15 protein-coding genes and 1 other RNA gene are annotated in these 20001 nt (G+C 42.1%); 5 read left to right on the top strand and 11 right to left on the bottom strand.

Annotated features, from left to right (window positions below; translation table 11 throughout):
* Positions 1-4: 4 nt before the first annotated feature.
* The 8 genes from rpsA to gyrA all read right to left on the bottom strand — a co-directional run bounded on the left by rpsA (position 5) and on the right by gyrA (position 10494).
* On the bottom strand, positions 5-1717 hold the full coding sequence (gene rpsA, locus HKX40_RS08770) for a 30S ribosomal protein S1 (RefSeq protein WP_171589196.1): 1713 nt from the start codon (positions 1715-1717) through the stop codon (positions 5-7).
* A 295-nt stretch (positions 1718-2012) separates the two neighbouring features.
* Positions 2013-2666 carry a (d)CMP kinase gene (cmk, locus tag HKX40_RS08775; protein WP_171589197.1) on the bottom strand — a complete coding sequence of 218 codons (654 nt, stop codon included), beginning with the start codon at positions 2664-2666 and terminating at the stop codon, positions 2013-2015.
* Positions 2667-2796: 130 nt separating this feature from the next.
* Positions 2797-4173 (bottom strand): 3-phosphoshikimate 1-carboxyvinyltransferase, encoded by a 1377-nt coding sequence (aroA, locus tag HKX40_RS08780; RefSeq protein ID WP_171589198.1) that lies wholly within the window; start codon positions 4171-4173, stop codon positions 2797-2799.
* Positions 4174-4375: 202 nt separating this feature from the next.
* Entirely contained in the window at positions 4376-5254 is an 879-nt protein-coding gene (locus HKX40_RS08785; protein WP_171589199.1) for a prephenate dehydrogenase/arogenate dehydrogenase family protein, read from the bottom strand.
* 125 nt (positions 5255-5379) lie between these two features.
* On the bottom strand, positions 5380-6471 hold the full coding sequence (gene pheA / locus HKX40_RS08790; RefSeq protein WP_171589200.1) for a prephenate dehydratase: 1092 nt from the start codon (positions 6469-6471) through the stop codon (positions 5380-5382).
* A gap of 5 nt (positions 6472-6476) precedes the next feature.
* On the bottom strand, positions 6477-7604 hold the full coding sequence (serC, locus tag HKX40_RS08795; RefSeq protein ID WP_171589201.1) for a 3-phosphoserine/phosphohydroxythreonine transaminase: 1128 nt from the start codon (positions 7602-7604) through the stop codon (positions 6477-6479).
* A gap of 63 nt (positions 7605-7667) precedes the next feature.
* Positions 7668-7790 (bottom strand): hypothetical protein, encoded by a 123-nt coding sequence (locus HKX40_RS10810; RefSeq protein WP_281360255.1) that lies wholly within the window; start codon positions 7788-7790, stop codon positions 7668-7670.
* 16 nt (positions 7791-7806) lie between these two features.
* Positions 7807-10494, bottom strand: coding sequence for a DNA gyrase subunit A (gyrA, locus tag HKX40_RS08800; protein WP_171589202.1), 2688 nt, complete (start codon positions 10492-10494; stop codon positions 7807-7809).
* A 488-nt stretch (positions 10495-10982) separates the two neighbouring features.
* On the opposite strand from gyrA, the gene ompA reads away from it, so the two are divergent.
* The 3 genes from ompA (at position 10983) to HKX40_RS08815 (ending at position 13339) form a co-directional block, all read left to right on the top strand.
* Entirely contained in the window at positions 10983-11540 is a 558-nt protein-coding gene (ompA, locus tag HKX40_RS08805) for an outer membrane protein OmpA (RefSeq protein ID WP_171589203.1), read from the top strand.
* A gap of 294 nt (positions 11541-11834) precedes the next feature.
* Positions 11835-12539 carry a bifunctional 2-polyprenyl-6-hydroxyphenol methylase/3-demethylubiquinol 3-O-methyltransferase UbiG gene (ubiG, locus tag HKX40_RS08810; RefSeq protein ID WP_216605212.1) on the top strand — a complete coding sequence of 235 codons (705 nt, stop codon included), beginning with the start codon at positions 11835-11837 and terminating at the stop codon, positions 12537-12539.
* Between the two features lie 134 nt (positions 12540-12673).
* Positions 12674-13339, top strand: a complete 666-nt coding sequence (locus tag HKX40_RS08815) for an HAD family hydrolase (protein WP_171589205.1) — start codon at positions 12674-12676, stop codon at positions 13337-13339.
* Here the strand turns inward: HKX40_RS08815 and ssrA are convergent.
* Together ssrA and HKX40_RS08825 are read right to left on the bottom strand one after the other, a co-directional pair.
* Positions 13340-13701: a transfer-messenger RNA gene (ssrA, locus tag HKX40_RS08820) on the bottom strand.
* A gap of 122 nt (positions 13702-13823) precedes the next feature.
* Positions 13824-16070: a carboxy terminal-processing peptidase gene (locus HKX40_RS08825; RefSeq protein WP_171589206.1), complete on the bottom strand. Its 2247-nt coding sequence runs from the start codon at positions 16068-16070 to the stop codon at positions 13824-13826.
* Between the two features lie 262 nt (positions 16071-16332).
* On the opposite strand from HKX40_RS08825, the gene HKX40_RS08830 reads away from it, so the two are divergent.
* Positions 16333-17523 (top strand): lytic murein transglycosylase, encoded by a 1191-nt coding sequence (locus HKX40_RS08830; RefSeq protein ID WP_171589236.1) that lies wholly within the window; start codon positions 16333-16335, stop codon positions 17521-17523.
* 125 nt (positions 17524-17648) lie between these two features.
* Positions 17649-19589, top strand: a complete 1941-nt coding sequence (locus HKX40_RS08835) for an ATP-binding cassette domain-containing protein (protein ID WP_171589207.1) — start codon at positions 17649-17651, stop codon at positions 19587-19589.
* Between the two features lie 47 nt (positions 19590-19636).
* Here HKX40_RS08835 and HKX40_RS08840 read toward each other — a convergent pair whose 3' ends face one another.
* On the bottom strand, positions 19637-19804 hold the full coding sequence (locus HKX40_RS08840; protein WP_171589208.1) for a hypothetical protein: 168 nt from the start codon (positions 19802-19804) through the stop codon (positions 19637-19639).
* Positions 19805-20001: the final 197 nt, after the last annotated feature.

Consider the following 20001-nt stretch of genomic DNA (forward strand, 5'->3'; position numbering starts at 1 on the left):
CAGCTTAGTCGTCTTTTGCTTGATCAAGTTTCGCTTTTAACAAAGCACCCAAGTTTGTAGTACCTGAAGATGCAGCAGCATCGTTAAGGCTTTCTAATTTATCTGCAGTTTCAGCATTATCACGTGCTTTAACAGATAATTGAATAGAACGTGCCTTGCGATCGATATTAAGAATCATCGCTTCAACTTTGTCACCTTCTTTAAGTACTGTAGTAGCATCTTCTACACGACCGTTGGAGATTTCAGAAGCACGTAAGTAACCTTCGACATCTACATCTAATGTTACTACAGCACCTTTAGGCTCAACAGATTTAACCACACCAGATACGATGCTACCCTTGTCATTAGCAGAAGCGTAGTTATTGAATGGGTCACCTTCAAGCTGTTTGATACCTAAAGAAATACGCTCTTTTTCAGTATCAATAGCAAGAACAACTGCTTCAACTTCATCACCTTTCTTGTACTTACGAACCACTTCTTCACCTGGTTCTGTCCAAGAAAGATCAGATAAGTGAACAAGACCGTCGATGCCACCATCAAGACCGATAAATACACCAAAGTCAGTGATAGACTTGATTGCACCTTTAATCTTGTCACCACGTTTGAAGTTGTTAGCAAACTCTTCCCATGGGTTAGCACGAGTTTGTTTCATGCCCAAAGAGATACGACGACGCTCTTCGTCGATTTCCAATACAGAAACTTCAACTTCTTCGCCTAGGCTTACTACTTTACGTGGGTCAACGTTCTTATTAGTCCAATCCATTTCAGAAACGTGAACAAGACCCTCGATACCAGTTTCAACTTCAACAAATGCACCGTAGTCAGTCAAGTTAGTTACTTTACCGAATAAACGAGTACCTGTAGGATAACGACGAGCTAAACCTACCCATGGATCTTCACCAAGTTGTTTGATACCTAATGAAACACGATTCTTGTCTTGGTCAAACTTAAGTACTTTAGCTTCAACCTCTTGACCAACAGTCAACACCTCTGATGGGTGACGAACACGGCGCCATGCCATATCAGTGATGTGCAATAGACCATCAATACCGCCCAAATCTACGAATGCACCGTAATCAGTGATGTTCTTAACAACACCAGTAACCACAGAACCCTCTTGTAGACTTTCAAGAAGTTTTTGACGCTCTTCACCCATGTTCTCTTCAAGAACAGAACGGCGAGACAACACAACGTTATTACGCTTACGATCAAGCTTAATAACTTTGAATTCCATAGTTTTGCCTTCGTATGGTGTTGTATCTTTAACAGGACGAACATCAACTAAAGAGCCTGGCAAGAAAGCACGGATACCATTAGTCATAACAGTAAGACCACCTTTCACCTTACCAGTGATAGTACCAGTGATCATTTCACCAGACTCAAGGGCTTTTTCTAATGATAACCAAGCAGATAAACGTTTAGCACGATCACGAGAAAGAATAGTGTCACCGTAACCGTTTTCTAATGAGTCAATAGCTACAGAAACAAAGTCACCAGCTTGTACTTCGATTTCGCCTTGATCATTAAGGAATTCTTCGCGAGGAATGTAAGACTCTGATTTTAAACCAGCGTTTACAACAACAAAGTTATGCTCAACACGCACCACTTCGGCTGAAATCACCTCACCTGATTTCATTTCTTGATCTTTCACACTAGCAGAGAATAAGTCTGCAAAGCTTTCGCCACCTAAGGCTTCTTGTAAATTGATAGTTGACATTAAAAATATCCAACAGCATATGCTGCAAAAAACACACCAACTTGGTCACTTCACACCATGTTAAGTTAACCAATATCAGCGGAGTTAACAAAAGACCTTCTGCGCAATGTAGATGCTAGTTTAAACAACCCTTGAAAGAGCTAACTACAGCATCATAATAATGCCATTGTGGTAGCAATTCTTTTGTGGTTTGCCTAAGCACTGACTCAACAAAAACGCAAAAAGCACCCATTCCCTACCAAAGGGAATTTTGCATTTTAAATAAAAAAATCTTTTTATTCAAGTGATTAGGAGATTAATGAGATTTTTTCTCCCACTCCCTTAGGATACTATCCACCACTTCCTGAATACCCATATGACTAGAATCAATTAACACAGCATCATCTGCTGGTTTCAATGGTGCAACGGCACGATTCATATCCTGCTCATCACGTCGTTGTAAATCCGCCAAAATCGCCTCAAAATCAGCATCAAGACCTTTATCCAAAAGCTGCTTATAACGACGATTTGCACGCTCACGTACATCCGCAATAAGAAAAATTTTCAAAGGAGCTTCTGGAAAAATAACTGTTCCCATATCTCGTCCATCCGCCACCAAACCAGCATCTGTTAAAAAGGCACGTTGTCGCTCAAACAAGGCTTGACGCAATGCAGGATAAGCCGCAATTTTAGAAGCTAATTTACCTGTGGATTCCTGACGTAAAATATCGTCGACAGCAGCACCATCTACCCATACTTTTCCGTCTTTAAATTGAATTGCCAGATGTGATACAACTGCTGCAACCGCTTGTTCATCCTCGAGTGCAATGCCATCACGTTGTACCGCATAAGCACTGATACGATACAAGGCCCCAGAATCCAACACTTCCCAACCTAGTGCTTTGGCAACTAATTGACTGACTGTCCCCTTGCCCGATGCACTCGGACCATCAATAGTTATTAATTTCATGCTATCCCCTATTTGCCATATCCCTTTTAACAAAAATCAACCAATGTTACTTAGCACATAAAGGTGCAAGCCAGCTCCATTTTGTTTTCAGCAACACTCATCTGCCCTCTTAGGTATAACCTCAACAATATTACTTAACTAGTTGCCGGTATACATCAAAATAAGTAGGGAACGTCTTTGCAACACAATTCGGATCCATAATACGCACACCCACAGGCCCAAATGTTGCTAATGAAAAACACATTGCCATACGATGGTCATCATAGGTATCAATGCTCGCTGTTTGCCACTTTTGTGGAGGCTCTACACGCAACCAATCCGGCCCTGAAGACACTATAGCCCCTAATTTTTCAAGTTCCTTGTGCATAGCATCAATACGATCTGTTTCTTTCACACGCCAACTTGCAATATTGCGCAAGGTGCAGGGTCCATCTGCATATAAAGCCAGCACAGCTGCTGTCATTGCGGCATCAGGAATTAAATTAAAATCCATATCAAAGGCACGCAAAGGTTTTATGCCACCATAGGAAGCACCAGCACAAGCCACACTAGGCTCTGATTCAGTGACAGCACCATTAGCACGCTTCACATCTATATAGTTATCTGCCATATCAATCTGCGCACCCATATGCTCCAAGACCTGTGCAAACTGAATATCCCCCTGAATACTATATCTACCGATACCCTGTAAACGAATTGGTCCTCCGCCAAGCAATCCCAACGCCATGAAATAAGAGGCAGAAGAAGCATCTCCTTCTACATGAATTTCATCAATAGCTTGATAACATGCATCCGCAGGCACGACAAATCGCGACCAATTTTCATGAGCCACTTGCACGCCAAAACGAGCCATTAAATTTAACGTAATCGCAATATAAGGTTTAGAAATCAATTCTCCCTTAACCTGAATCACTACCTCACGTTCTTGTCGTTGGGCAATCAACGGCGACACCATTAGTAAAGCTGTTAGAAACTGGCTGGACACTGACCCTTCAATCTCAATCGGAGCTTTGACATCAATTACAGATTTATGAATTTGCAAAGGGGGATAACCCTCGTTTAAGCCATAATCAATAGAACAACCAAATGAACGTAACGATGTTACTAAATCCCCAATAGGACGCTCGTGCATACGCGGCACACCATGCAGATAATATTCCCCCCCTATCACTGACAAAGCAGCTGTTAAAGGGCGAAAAGCCGTTCCTGCATTACCAAGAAAAATATCTGCTTCTTTCACAGGAAAACCCGCCCGTGTATCAATGCCTTGCACAGCATAAGTTTGTTCATCAAACTTTTCCAGTGATACACCTAATGTTTTTAGTGCTGATAACATCACCCTTGTATCATCTGAATCCAGCAACCCAGAAATCTTTGTTCGTCCTTGAGCCAAAGCAGCAATTAACAACACCCTATTAGAAATACTTTTGGATCCGGGTAACGTCATTTCGCCTTGTGCCAGCGTTGATTTTGGTAAATCTAAAAATTCTACCGTTTTATTACTCATCAGCACTCACTCTATCTTCAAAAATTTATTTAATATAAAACTGCACTTTACTGCAACCTATTCACCGGTGTATCCGACACTATCATGACTTATCAGCACTACCTACTAGCAACCTATTCATCAGTGTATCCGACACTATCATGACAGCCAACAATTCCGTATAGTCAATAGATTATACAATCAACAAATATTGACCTAGCAATCAACTCTGAACTGTCTTCCATGTGCGCCGTGCTTCTGCTGCTTTAGCCAACCAATCATAAATTTGCTCCCCATCTGCAAGCTCTAACATGTGTTTAAAATGCACCAGCTCTTTCTCAAACTCATCCATCTGATGTAGCATCGCCTCACGATTACTGAGAAAAATATCCCGCCACATTTCAGGAGAACCTGCCGCTATCCGCGTAAAGTCACGGAACCCAGTTCCTCCCATCTTTAATGCTTGCCGACGCACGGGGTCTGATTCCATAAACGACATGTAGCACGCAGCCAAAAAGTGGGGAAAATGACTTACTCCAGCAAAAATATCATCATGGTCTTTAGCCTCGGCAAGTAGCTGCACATGGGCACCGCAAGCCTGCCATAATGCTGTCATCAAGGCCACATCCTCTGGTTTATTCTCTACTAGTGGTGTGATAATTACATTTTTCTCTTGGAATAATTCTAAAAATGCCGCAGTGGGTCCAGAAGCGTGAGAACCCGCAATAGGATGCGCTGGCACAAATTGACCAATACGATTTCCCATCACTTCACGCGCAGCTTGGATGACATTCGCCTTGGTACTGCCCACATCACTAACAATTGCCTGTTTAGACAGTTTAGGCATCAACTGCTGCAATACTTTAGCAAAGGCATTTACCGGAGTCGCCACCACAATAACATCGGCTTTTTGGGCAATCTCATCAATGGATGCTATACGGTCAATAATTCCAAGCTCTAACGCTTTGACAATACTACTAGTATCTCGCCCTGCCCCTAATACACAATCCACCAGTCCATAATGCTTTAAGTTTAAAGCAAATGAGCCGCCAATAAGACCCACACCAATAATACCTAAGGTTTTAATTCTTGCTGTCTTCACAGCGACTCCTTATTGACTTACTCATGAACCTCTCTAAATAAAGCTGGATACACTCAAATAAAACGCATCATCAACCGCTTTATTCCATAAATTCATGATAAAAACATAACCTGTTATTGTCCAACTTACTCTGTTGGATAAGAACCTAAAATCTTGAAAAACGCTGACCGCTCTTTTAACTCATTTAATGCTGCTGCCACATTATCATCAAATTGATGTCCGAGAATATCCACATAAAAATAGTATTCCCATTGCCCGGTACGGGCTGGACGAGACTCAAAACGAGTCATCGACACACCATGCTTAGCAAATGGTGAAATCATATCGTATACAGCACCAGCACGATTAGGCACAGCAAAAATCAGACTAGTTTGATCTTTACCACTTGGCAATGCCTCAATCTTACCAATAGCAAGAAAACGCGTCTTATTATTTGCATCATCTTGAATGCCTTCATGCACCACAGTCAAGTTGTAAATCATAGCAGCTTGCATACCTGCAATTGCCACACAAGTCTCATCTTCTGCAGCAATGCGTGCAGCCTCAGAATTACTCACTGCTGGTTCACGCTCTAAGTTTGGATAATGTAAATTTAACCAGTGATAACATTGGGCAAGTGCTTGTGGATGCCCCAATAGTCTTGTTACCTTATCAAGATTGCCAGTCTTATGCAACAGACAATGACGAATAGGCAAGGTCAACTCACCATGAACTTTGAGAATACTGGTCAACAACAAGTCCTGTGTGCGATTGACAGCCCCTTCAGTAGAATTCTCTACAGGTACCATGCCCACATTAGCACGACCAATCTCTACTGCACGAAATACCTCATCAAATGAAGCACAAGGCAACTTCTGAATGGCATGGCCATAATAAGACAAGGCCGCTTGTTCAGAAAACGATCCCTCTGGTCCTAAATAAGCTACAACAAGCCCTTTTTCCAAACCTCGACAAGCTGAAATAATCTCTGCCCATACAGCACGCACGGAATCTACTGGAAAGGTTTTGCGTTCATTTAATGCTTGTAAACGGCGAATAATCTGTGCTTCACGTTCTGGCTTAAGCACTGTATCCACTTCTCCAAAAGCATGTTTAACCTCACCCACCTCAATGGCAACTTGTGCACGTTCATTTAGCAACGATAACAACTGCTCATCAATGGCATCAATCCGTTGACGTAGCGGTAATAACTGTGATTTCAAACCTTTTTTATCCATGGCAATTATCCGTGCTCGCGCTCAAACTCTTTTAAATATTCAACTAATGCTTTTACTCCCTCAATTGGCATGGCATTGTAAATAGATGCACGCATACCACCTACAGACTTATGACCTTTGAGTCCTAGCAAACCACGTGCTTTGGCTCCTGCTAGAAAAGCCTCATTTAAGCTGTCATCTGCTAGCACAAAAGGTACATTCATTTGAGAACGGAAAGCAGGATGAATTTTATTGGTATAAAAATCACTTGCATCTAAAGCTGCATAAAGACATTCTGCCTTGGCTTCATTAGCAGCTTTCATAGCAGTTAAACCGCCTTGACGTAGCAACCACTTAAATACCAGGCCACACATATAGATACCATAAGTGGGAGGAGTGTTAAAACGAGAACGTTGTTCAGCGACATTAACATAATCAAAAGTCGATGGGCATACCGCCATTGCCTTACCCAACAAATCACGACGCGCAATCACCACTGTCACACCTGCTGGGCCTGCATTTTTCTGAGCTCCGGCATATATCAAGCCAGCTTTAGTCACATCAAAAGGACGAGATAAAAAGTGAGAAGACATATCAAGCACCATAGGTACATCAGCCGCACCCAATTCTTGCATATCAGGCAAAGCAAACATCTCTACACCCCCAATAGTTTCATTTGTACACATATGGAGATAGGAAGCCTCTGGATTCACTGACCATTGACTAAACTCAGGCACCCAACAATAAGCCCCATAAGACTGTCCATTGAGTATTATTTCACTATTGCTACTTGCCGCTAAACGCACTTCACCATAGCGTGCCGCCTCTTTGTATGACTTGGCTGACCAAGAGCCTGTCACCACATAATCCGCAGTATTTGCAGGACGCACCTGCAACAAATTCATTGGAATAATTGCATTTTCAGCAGTGGCACCACCTTGCATAAACATCACAGCATAGTCGTCTGGTACACCAAGCAACTGGCGCAAATCCTCTTCTGCCTCATCACAGATTTGCGTGAATTCTGCACCACGGTGACTCATTTCCATCACCGACATGCCACTACCATGCCAATCCATCATTTCTGCAGCCGCTTGTTCCAATACTTCTGTAGGCAATTTAGAAGGCCCTGCAGAAAAATTCCATACTGTCATTTTCATTCCTTTACTACATGTTTTTTAGCAATCAAAAAATAATTCAGTTTGTGAATTGTGACACTAAATAATCATCACGACCCACTGGTCTGGCAAACCATTCATACCTTTAAAATAGTTTTTGTTACCAGCCTCCAAACCATCTACAACACCATGAAAAATGGGTAAACCCCATCGTTTACCCATCCTCCATTGATTACACTTATTCATCTGATGTCGTATCAGGCGCATCATCTTGTGCGCTAGCCTCTGGGACATCTATATCAGAGGCCCCCTCAGTATCATGAGGAGTATCAACCTCCTCAGTTTCTACATCGTCATCAGCATCAGACTCTGCAATACGTCGGATACCTGATAACACAGAACCCTCGTCAACCTTAATTAAGGTAACACCTTGAGTGGCTCGTCCCATCTCGCGGATTTGGTCAACCCTAGTGCGAACCAACACACCGCCAGTGGTAATCATCATGATTTCGTCGGTTGGATTCACTAATACGGCCGCCACAACCTTGCCATTACGTTCAGAAGTCTGAATTGCAATCATGCCTTTAGTGCCTCGACTATGACGCGTATACTCACTAATCGAAGTGCGTTTACCAAAACCATTTTCAGTTGCAGTCAAGACACTTTGACTCTCATCACCTGCCACAAGCAATGAAATCACGGACTGCCCCTCTTCGAGATTCATACCCCGTACACCACGTGCAGCACGCCCCATCGAGCGAACATCATTTTCATCAAATCGTACTGCCTTACCAGCATCAGAAAACAACATCACATCATGTTGACCATCTGTTAATTCAGCTCCAATAAGGAAATCCCCCTCATCTAGGGTTACAGCAATAATGCCTGCCTTGCGAGGGTTAGCAAAATCAGATAAAGGCGTCTTTTTCACTGTGCCTTGTGAAGTTGCCATAAAGACAAAACAATCATCACTAAACTCTTTAACTGGTAATACTACCGTAATGCGTTCGCCCTCTTGTAGATTAAACAAGTTCACAATAGGTTTACCACGTGAAGTACGCGTACCTTGAGGTACTTCCCATACTTTCAACCAGTACACCCGACCATGATTAGAGAAGCACAACAAATAATCATGTGTGTTAGCAATAAAGAGTTGATCAATCCAATCATCCTCTTTCATTGCCGTCGCCTGTTTACCGCGACCACCACGTTTTTGAGAACGATACTCTGATAAAGGCTGGCTCTTGATATAGCCACTATTCGACATAGTCACAACCATATCTGTAGGCGTAATTAAGTCTTCAGTGTCTAACTCACCACCATTTATCTCAATATGAGAACGACGAACATCTTTTGCCTTAATAGAGAATTCGTTTTTAATCTCAGTTAACTCATCACCAATAATCGCAGTAATACGCTCAGGTTTAGCAAGAATATCTAATAAGTCTGCGATAACCTTCATTGTTTCTTCGTATTCTTGGATGATTTTGTCTTGTTCCAAGCCAGTCAAACGACGCAAGCTCATAGCAAGAATACCTTCAGTTTGCTCTTTACTTAAACGGTATAAACCATCACTCTGCAAACCATAAGCACTACTTAAGCCCTCTGGACGATAAGCCAGTGCTCCACCTGATATACCCTCTGCTTCTACCCCTTGCAACAAACCACGCACAAGAGAAGAGTCCCAACTACGTTCCATCAAACGATCACGTGCAATCTCAGGATTAGGAGATGAACGAATAATTTGGATAAACTCGTCAATATTAGCCAGAGCAACTGCCAAGCCCTCTAACACATGGCCTTTTTTGCGATTCTCGCGTAAACGGAATACGGTACGGCGAGTGACCACCTCACGACGATGTTGTAAGAAGTAATCAACTAGCTGTTTCAGATTTAACAAACGAGGCTGTCCATCGACCAACGCCACCAAGTTCATACCGAAAGTATCTTGCAACTGTGTGTGTTTAAAGAGATTATTCAATACAATCTCGGGCACTTCACCACGTTTAAGCTCAATCACTAAACGCATACCGTCTTTGTCAGACTCATCACGGATATCTGAAATACCCTCAATACGTTTATCATTGACAAGCTCGGCGATTTTCTCTTGAAGATTTTTCTTATTCACCTGATAAGGAATCTCATCAACCACAATAGAATGACGGCCGTTATCAGACTCTTCAAAATGCGTACGAGCACGCATCACCACTCGACCACGCCCTGTACGATAGCCCTCACGCACTCCACTCAAGCCATAAATAATACCGCCGGTAGGGAAATCCGGAGCAGGAATTAGCTCAATCAAGTCATCCACAGAGCAATCAGGGTGGCGTAAACAATATAAGCAACCATCAATCACCTCAGATAAATTATGAGGTGGAATATTGGTTGCCATACCTACAGCAATACCAGAACTACCGTTGACTAGCAGGTTGGGCAACTTGGTTGGCAACAATCTAGGCTCTTGCTCACTACCATCGTAGTTAGGCCCAAAATCCACAGTATCTTCATCAATATCAGCAAGTAGCTGATGAGCAATCTTTGCTAAACGCACCTCGGTATAACGCATTGCCGCGGCACTATCACCATCAATAGAACCGAAGTTACCATGACCATCGACAAGCATATAACGCAATGAAAAATCTTGAGCCATACGGACAAGTGTGTCATACACTGCTTGATCACCATGAGGGTGATATTTACCAATTACATCACCAACAATACGTGCTGATTTCTTGTAAGCACCATTCCAGCTGTTATTCAGCTTGTCCATCGCAAAAAGGACACGACGGTGTACAGGCTTAAGACCATCACGCACATCAGGTAGGGCACGTCCTACAATCACACTCATCGAGTAGCTGAGGTAACTACGACGCATTTCTTCTTCGAGAGAGACGGGTAGCGTTTCTTTAGCAAAAGAATCCATATTACTCACTTATTAATTTCACCAACCAATTGCTAAATATAGCAATGACAGTGGTAGTTCTCTATTAAATGTATACTCTTAAACGGTTGATTTTAACACTCTTCTAGGAAGGAAATCAGTTTAGACCCTTTCATCAGAAAAAGTGCTATCCCTCTTCCATGGACTATCCTTCTTTCATAGATATAAACTCCCCATAAGGAATCAAAAAAACATTTCGCCTCATCTAAAGCAAAGAAAAACAGCAAAGTGTTGCATAACAGCAACATCTATAGCATAAAAACCACAAACAGCGGAAATACTTGAAGAAATATAGCCATTAATCCCTGCAAAAGCCCACGAAATCACTTAATATGTCAATGAGGATGCAGGGAAAACGACAAAAGTTTTGAAACAAACCTCAAGGATTGTTATACTAACCCTGATTTCCATTCTGCGGCGTTATCGCTGCGAGTCAATTTTTTAGCTTATTTAGCTCATCGAGGAGAAATATGAACAAGCCCTCTAAATTCGCGTTAGCAATCGCCGTTGCATTATCTTCTGGCGTTGCATCAGCTCAATCAGTAGATAACTGGGTTAGCAATTTTGGTTTAAACTGGAAAAACGGCACTGACGAGTACTGCTGGAGAGACAATTTCTGGACTCCTGCAACTGCTGCTGAAGGTTGTGGTGCAACTGCTAAAGTTGACGTAACTGCTAAGAAAGTAACTTTCAACGCAGACACATTCTTCGACTTTGACCGTGCTACATTGAAACCAGAAGGTCGCAACGTACTTGACCAAGTTGCTGAACAAGTTCAAAAACTTAACCTAGAATCTTTAATCGCAGTTGGTCATACTGACTCTGTAGGTTCTGAAAAGTACAACCAACGCTTGTCTGAGCGTCGTGCTGCTTCTGTTAAGAGCTACCTAGTTTCTAAAGGTGTCCCAGCTGACCAAATCATCGCTTCTGGTCGTGGCGAATCTCAACCAGTAGCTTCTAATGCTACTCGTGAAGGTCGCGCTAAAAACCGTCGCGTAGAGATTGAAATCGTGGGTACTCCACGCTAATTATCTCTTGATTGGATCAAGTGATTCTAAAGGCTCCTCTTGTAGGAGCCTTTCTTATTCTTTCTTATCCTTTGTTTGCTCTCTCCCCTTCTTTTCTTCCTTATTTCTATAAGATACATAGAACATATCATTATGCTTTAAATAAAGATGGGAGCCCTCTCTTCCTTATTTCTGTAAAATACATAGAACCCCTATCCAAAGCATCATTACTTCATATATGACAGCTAATAAATCATTCAGTTGCTGACCCATGTTACAATGAAAGGAGTGAGAACAACATTTCGAAGAATATCTATGAATACCCCAAATATTAACCAAGCCGAGATTGATAAATTTAGTGCACTTGCTAGTAAGTGGTGGGACCCAGAAAGTGAATTCAAGCCACTGCATGAAATTAATCCCCTGCGTTTGCAATGGATTGAAGAACAAGTGGGGGGAAGCCTGCAGGGACTTCGCATACTAGATATTGGCTGCGGTGGTGGTATTTTGGCAGAAAGTATGGCGCGTAAAGGAGCTATTGTTACAGGTATTGACCTTGCTGCCGAGTCTCTAGAAACAGCACGGTTACATGGATTAGAAAGTGGCATCAAGGTAGACTACCAATGTGTATCTGCCGAGGATTTTGCTCAAGCTCATGCTGGTGAGTTTGATGTGGTCACTTGTATGGAGATGTTAGAACATGTGCCTCAACCAGCATCTATTGTGAAATCATGTGAGCAACTAGTCAAACCTGGCGGATATGTATTATTTTCTACGTTAAATCGCAATCCTAAGTCCTACTTACTTGCTATTGTAGCAGCAGAATACCTGCTTAAGATGGTGCCCAAAGGTACCCATCATTATGAGGGTTTCATTAAGCCAAGTGAGCTTATGCGTGCAGCACGTCAAGCTGGATTATACTTACAACAGCTAAAAGGCCTAGAATATAATCCAATGCGTAAAGTATACTTTCTATCAAACGACACCTCTGTCAACTATATGTTATCAACACGTAAATAAGCCCTAGTCCCGCTGGTACTTATTTGCCATCGGGACTTTCTATTTACCTTACCATATCTGATACTGCCAATGTCTGGCAATCACATCGACTCAAACTAGATACAACACTCATACCAACAAGCATAAGGGTGGACATGAAAAATACCGTTTTTTTTGATTTTGATGGAACACTAGCAGATACCGCTCAAGACCTCGTTGCAGCCACCAATCTGCAACGTATCCGTGCAGGACTAGATCCGCTCCCATTTGAGGCATTGCGTAATTACGCTTCTCAAGGAGCTCCAGGATTATTAGGAGCAGCACTTCAGTTAAATCGAACAGATGAGAATTATGAACACGTCCGCACACAATTTCTTAAAGACTACTACTCTCACATGACTGATAAAAGTGTATTATTTGCTGGTATACCAGAGATGCTAGATGACCTAGAAAAACAAGGTTGGCAATGGGGTATCGTGACTAATAAAGCAGAAAGTCTGTCATTCCCACTGTTTAAATATTTTGGTCTATATGACCGAAGTGTAGCTAATATCTGTGGAGATACTGCTGCTAGACCTAAGCCTTATGCTGACCCACTGTTGCTGGCTGCAGAACGTGCGGGAGTGAATCCTGAAGCATGTATTTATGCGGGAGATGATGAACGGGATATTATTGCAGGAAAAGCAGCTGGTATGAAGACTATCGCTATCGCCTATGGCTACTGTCCTGATGTAACACGCATCCCTGCATGGGGAGCTGATGGCATCGCCCATTCGCCTGAGGAATTACTTGATTGGATTTATATGCTAGCGTCAAAATAATAAAAAGGCAGCCGAAGCTGCCTTGATTCGTTCTGTTGCCAAGTGAATCACTCTCCTAGCGGCCTGTTAATTAGGCGGCTAAAGCAAATTTTTCGTCATTTGCAGTTATAACATTGCTTGATTTACGGTCATCGCCTACCGGCTGCCAATCTTCCTATTTATCCCTGTCGAAACCAATACGTCCCCATCAATAAGACACTCTAAAGTAACATCGCCATGCCTAAACCTGCACGGGGAAATGCCCTATTGGTGGAGACGGCGGGAGTTGAACCCGCGTCCAGAAATCTGTCAGTCGACCAGATATACAGCTTAGAAAATTATCTTAACATAATTTCTATAAAACAGCAATTTTGCTAGTGATAAGACAAAAATCCAGCAAAGCATGATGAATCATAACCAACAGCACAATGATTAACTCATGTACCCAGACACTATAACGTTGGCAAAGGATTTAATTGCCTTATCAGGCACACTACCTACAATCTTAACGCTTGACCTTTAATGCCACCATATCAGATGCAATATTAGCTGACTCACGCACGATAACATCGAGATTCTCCTTGCGCTTTTTCTCGTCTTCAAGCTCTTGTTTAAGATTACCCTCACCAGCAGCTAGACCATCATCTAGCTTAAAGGTGGCCAAATCTTTTTCTCCCAAATCTTTACGACGTTTCTCAAAGTCTTTGTAAGTCTCATTCATCTTTTCTCTTTCTGCTTCACGCTTAACCAGATTTAATGAATAGGATTTACGTTGAGAGAGTTTCAAAGCATAAGAGGTTTCATCTTCCATCAATTGCCAGCTACCAGATGTCTTGATACGCTTATCATGGCGTGCCTTCAAAGTTTTAATTTCTTCAGACAGGCTTGCTAAAGGCTTATAACTTGCAGGCTGAATTGCTGTCCAGGGCATGGCATTATCATAACTTGCTTCACCAAGATCCTCTTTATCAAACATACTTGGAAACTTAATATCTGGAGTAACTCCTTTGACCTGTGTTGAACCTCCATTAACACGGAAGAACTTCTGAATGGTCCACTTCAAGGCACCAAGAGAATCTTTATCTGTAGGGTTAGGATCTCGTAAGAAATCGCTCAAAGAACGGAATGTTTGTACAGTACCCTTACCCCAAGTGCGATCACCAACAACTACTCCTCGCGAATAATCTTGAATAGCTGCTGCAAAAATTTCTGAAGCAGATGCAGAGGTACGATCTACGATAACAACCACTGGTTTATCCCATAGTTTCTCAACATTACGGCTACGAACGTTATTCACATCCCCGTCGGCAGAGCGTACTTGTACAACAGTCTGCTTATCACCGATAAACAAACCTGTTAAATTAGCTGCCTCATTTAACGAACCACCACCATTACCTCGCAAATCCAATACGACCCCTTCCACGCCATCTTTTTTGTAGTCAGTAAGGATTTTTTCCACATCACGGGTTACACTCTTATAATTTGGCGTACCCTGAATACGTCCATCAAAGTCCTCATAGAAAGAAGGGATAATAATTACACCAATTTTACGTTTAACACCGTCTATGTCGGTCTCTAGCATCTTGGAACGAGCCGCCTGCTCTTCCATCAGAACCTTATCACGTACGATTCTAATAACTCGGTGCTTACCATCCAACCCCCCCTCAGCAGGGATAACTTCGATACGGACAACACTACCTCGTTTACCGCGGATTTTCTTGACAATATCTTCAAGACGCCAATCTACAACATCTTCCATGGCACCATCCTCACCTTGGCCAACCGCTACAATACGATCACCTGGCTGTAAACGCCCATCTTTAGCAGCAGGCCCACCTGCTACCACTTCACGAATTTGTCCATACTCATCACGTTTTTGTAAAACTGCACCAATTCCCTCTACCGATAAACTCATCTGTACATCAAAATCTTTGGCAGAGGAGGGACTGTAATAAGTAGTATGCGGATCAGTGCTGTCTGCATAGGAGTTAAGAAACATCTCTGCTACTTCCTCGCTAGTCATACGCACAAGTTGATTTCGATGATTAGTATAACGTTTACGCAAAGTTTCACGAATTTTGGCATCATCGGTTTTGGTCAATTTAAGTCGGATAAAGTCGTTTTTCACTCGACGACGCCATAAATCATTGACCTCATCATCATTCTTAGGCCAGTCTGCTTTCTTGCGATCCACATTAAACTGCTCATCAACTGAAAAGTCAAAAGGCTGTTCCAACAAACTAATCGCATAATCATAACGTTGTGCAACACGATCACGATAACGCAAGAAAACATCAAAAGCAAAACGCATGTCTCCAGCAAGAAGCATCCGTGATACTAAACTCTCTGCCGGTTGATAATGTGCTAAATCTTCAGCGGTAAAAAACATCTTCTGAGGGTCGAGTAACTTAAAGTAAGCCTTGTATACTTCTTCACTCATTTTCCCGTCTAGAGGCTTTTTGTTGTATTCAAGCCGAGTGAGCACATTAGAAACAATAAATGATGCACGAGAAAACTCAATCTCTGGCTGAATTTTGGGAAAATCCGCCGGCTTAATAGGAGCCACCTTAGAAGAGGAAGTCTCCTTACTCTTATCATCATTGGTTGCAACTTGAATTGTTGCAGTTTGAGAGGCATTGGTTACCGCTTGACTTACCCCTGATGGCAAGGTATCTGCATAAGCCCCACCTACAACCCATGCTAATGAAGTTGCCAATACAAGGCTTTTTAATGTCGTCGAATATTTCTTCATAGAGTTGATTATCCGTTACATGACCAAAAAGAAAAGACTATTTTAAACTTAAACTTGAACTTATTTAAAACAAAAAGCCTTAAAATGAGAGAATTGCTATTTCTTTGCATTACTTTGGGAAGAATTTATGTCTATTTCTCGTAGTTTGTATCTTGCTAGTATTGTTATGTTGAGCTGCGGAACTCATTATGCTGTAGCTGCAGGCTCCTCACCTCAAGCCAAAAATGTTAACGAACTCCAACCCAAACACTCATTAAACCAGATGGGCAGTTCCCATACGACAGCACAAGATAATCTAAACAAAGCTACACTTTCTCAAAATAAGCAATTTACCCAATGTATTGCTGGGCTTGAAAACAGCGCTGTGCAATCCGGTGTATCTCGCCATACTTTTGAAACATTGACTCAAAACTTAGCACCAGATTTCTCTTTAGTGGAAAAACTCAATTTTCAACCAGAATTCCGCACTCCCATATGGGATTATATTACTGCATTAGTAGATGAAGAACGCATTGATGATGGCAAATCTAAAATGCGCCAATACAAGGAAGCTCTTAAACGTATTGCTCAACAATATGGTGTAGACCCTGAGACTGTTGTGGCGGTATGGGGAGTAGAGAGTAACTTTGGTAAAAATCAGGGCAAGTATTCACTTATACAAGCTCTAGGTACTCTCAGTTGCACGGGTCGTCGACAAGCATTCTTTCGCAAAGAGTTTTTCGCCGCTATGAGAATTATCCAATCAGGAGATATTCCTGCTAACCGCCTTAACGGTTCATGGGCAGGGGCTTTTGGACATACACAATTTATGCCAACAACCTTTGAGCGGTTAGCTGTAGATTTTGACAAAGATGGTCGTCGTGACCTGATTGATAATTCTGTTGATGCCTTGGGCTCTACCGCTAATTATCTCGCTAAAGCAGGTTGGGTAACAGGTCAGCCATGGGGGGGTGAAGTCAAATTACCTGCAGGCATGTCAACCGCTGGTGAGGGACGTAAACAGAAAAAGACCATTGCATACTGGATAGGAAAAGGTGTTAGAACTGCCGATGGCCATGCCCTAGATACTGTTGTCAGTGATAATTTACGTGCAGGTTTATTGTTACCAGCAGGCCGTAGTGGTCCTGCCTTCTTAGTATTTAAGAACTTCGACGTTATTTATAGCTACAATGCCGCTGAAAGCTATGCTTTAGCTATTGCTCATTTATCTGATAGACTACGTGGTGCTGGTCCTTTTGTGACTCCTTGGCCAACCGATGACTTGGGACTATCTCGCTCTGAACGCCGTGAATTGCAAGAGCTACTCATTAAACGTGGATATGATATTGGTGAGATAGATGGGGCAATAGGCTCCAAAACACGCGAAGCAATTAAAGCTGAGCAAACACGCCTAGGAATGACTGCTGATGGAAGAGCGGGACAGAAACTACTAAAAGCCCTGAAAAATAAATAACCATTTAACCTGATGTCACTCATTTCTACTATATTTATTTGTATTTCATTAAACACTTTATCTGCCTTAAGTTAGTTGCATAGCCAACTTAATAGCGGCTCTAAATTTACAATCATTATTTCATTATGGCTGAACAAACTTTAATTACGCTCACTGATGCACAACTGGCTTTTGGACATCATGCCCTATTAGATCATGCTAATTTTAGTATCCAAGAGGGTGAACGAATTGGTTTGATTGGCCGCAATGGTGCTGGTAAATCTTCCTTGTTACGTGTCTTAGATGGCCGTATTCAGGCAGATGATGGAGAGGTAGCAAGATTAAGCTCGTTACGTGCAATTACGGTTGAGCAAGAACCTATGCTAGATGAGACTCTCTCCATTTTTGATAATCTTGTTGGCAATTTTATGGAGCAAGAAGATTGGTCTCGTCCAGCTCGTGCTAATGCAATGCTAGATCAACTAGGGTTAGATGGTTCGGTGATGGCTGTTGACTTATCAGGTGGTACTCGTAAGCGTGTAGCATTAGCACGAGCATTTTTACAAGAGCCGGATTTGTTATTGCTAGATGAGCCGACTAATCATCTAGATTTTGAGGGGATTCTGTGGCTAGAAAATACCATTAAACAAAGTCGTTGTGCATGTGTGATTATTACACATGATCGCCGTTTCTTAGATGCTGTGACAACACGCATTGTTGAGCTAGATCGTGGTATGTTGCATAGTTTTCCTGGAAATTTCTCACAGTGGCAAACTCAAAAAGCTGCTTGGTTAGAAGCAGAAAAATTGCATAATGACCGTTTTGATAAGTTCCTTGCCCAAGAAGAAGTGTGGATTCGCAAAGGAGTAGAAGCTCGCCGTACACGCAATGAGGGACGTGTTAAGCGTCTAGAAGCGTTACGTCGTGAGCGTGCTGCTCGTCGTGAGCGTGTAGGCAATGTGAACTTTGCAATTGATTCAGGGGAGCGCTCAGGAAAATTAGTTGCTGAGTTAAAAAATATTCATCAGCAATTTGGTGACAAAGTGGTTATCGATGACTATTCCACCACTATTATGCGGGGCGACCGTATTGGGTTGATAGGTCCCAATGGTGCAGGTAAAACGACACTATTAAAAATCATCCTTGGTGAACTACAACCCACCTCGGGTGAAGTTCGTCTAGGAACTAATTTACGCATTGCTTATTTCGACCAAATGCGCGAGCAACTTGATGAAAATGCACCACTGACAGATGTAATTAATCCTGGTAGTGAGTGGATTGAGATTGGCAACACACGCAAGCATGTAATGAGTTATTTAGAAGACTTCCTATTCTCCCCTGCTCGTGCCCAATCGCCTGTAAGTAGCTTATCAGGCGGAGAGCGTGCAAGATTGTTGCTAGCAAGATTGTTTGCTCGTCCTGCTAATGTGCTGGTAATGGACGAACCTACTAATGATCTTGATATTGAAACCCTAGAATTATTAGAACAATTATTACAAGAGTTCGATGGTACTGTTTTGTTGGTAAGCCATGACCGTAGTTTTCTTGATAATGTTATTACACAGACGATTGCATATGAGGGCAATGGACATTGGCATGATTATGTCGGTGGTTACGATGATTGGATTATGCAGCGTGGGGGCGAGACCAAAGCTATCCGTAGTACGAGTGAAAGCAAGGGGGGAATCAATAGTAAAACTACAGAAAAAAATAATACCAATGTTTCTTCATCAAAGAACGGCGGTATTTCCTCATCAAAAAATGAAGGTATTTCTTCTGTAAACTCTGGGACTGGTGAGGCAGGTAAAGAAGATTTCGCAACGAGTGGGTCTGTTAATGCATCACGTAAATCCCCAAATAAGTCTAAATTAAGCTCCTGGGAAGCACGCGAATTGGCTGAAATTCCGGACAAAATCGCCTCTATGGAAAAACGCCAGCAGGAACTCACTGAACAATTATCAGATCCTGAGTTATATTCTGGTGGTAATGACCGTGCCCAAGCAATTAATGATGAGCTTGCTCAGATTGAGGAGGAGTTACTTGCTCTATTTGAGAGGTGGGAAATTTTGGAAGCCAAAGGAAAATAACTCCTAGCGTTTGGTTAATGGGGGAAAATACCCCTCATTAACTGTCGCTAATTCTTATTGCCAGTATGATTTTGTTTTTCCTCCTTTTTCAATATCATCAACGCTCTGACCAAAGCAAAGGAATACACGCCAAAAACTGCCAATATCACAGCAATTAAAAAATTATCTAATATTGCCCACAATACTAAAGCAATCACCAACGCTATTAACCACATAACAAATTCCTACCTGACTACCCAACACTAAATTACTACCCCCCTTAATACAGCAATAGCATATTTTCACTTTACCTTCCCCTGCTAAATGCTAACGAATACCTACAATGACTAACACAGCCAGTGCTTTATATCGTCACAGCAAACAGAGGAGCTTTACGGCACAATCTGATAAAGTTTTTTATAACCCTTTGATT

Origin of the sequence: Pelistega europaea, from assembly GCF_013133775.1 — a bacterium.
GTDB lineage: Bacteria > Pseudomonadota > Gammaproteobacteria > Burkholderiales > Burkholderiaceae_B > Taylorella > Taylorella europaea.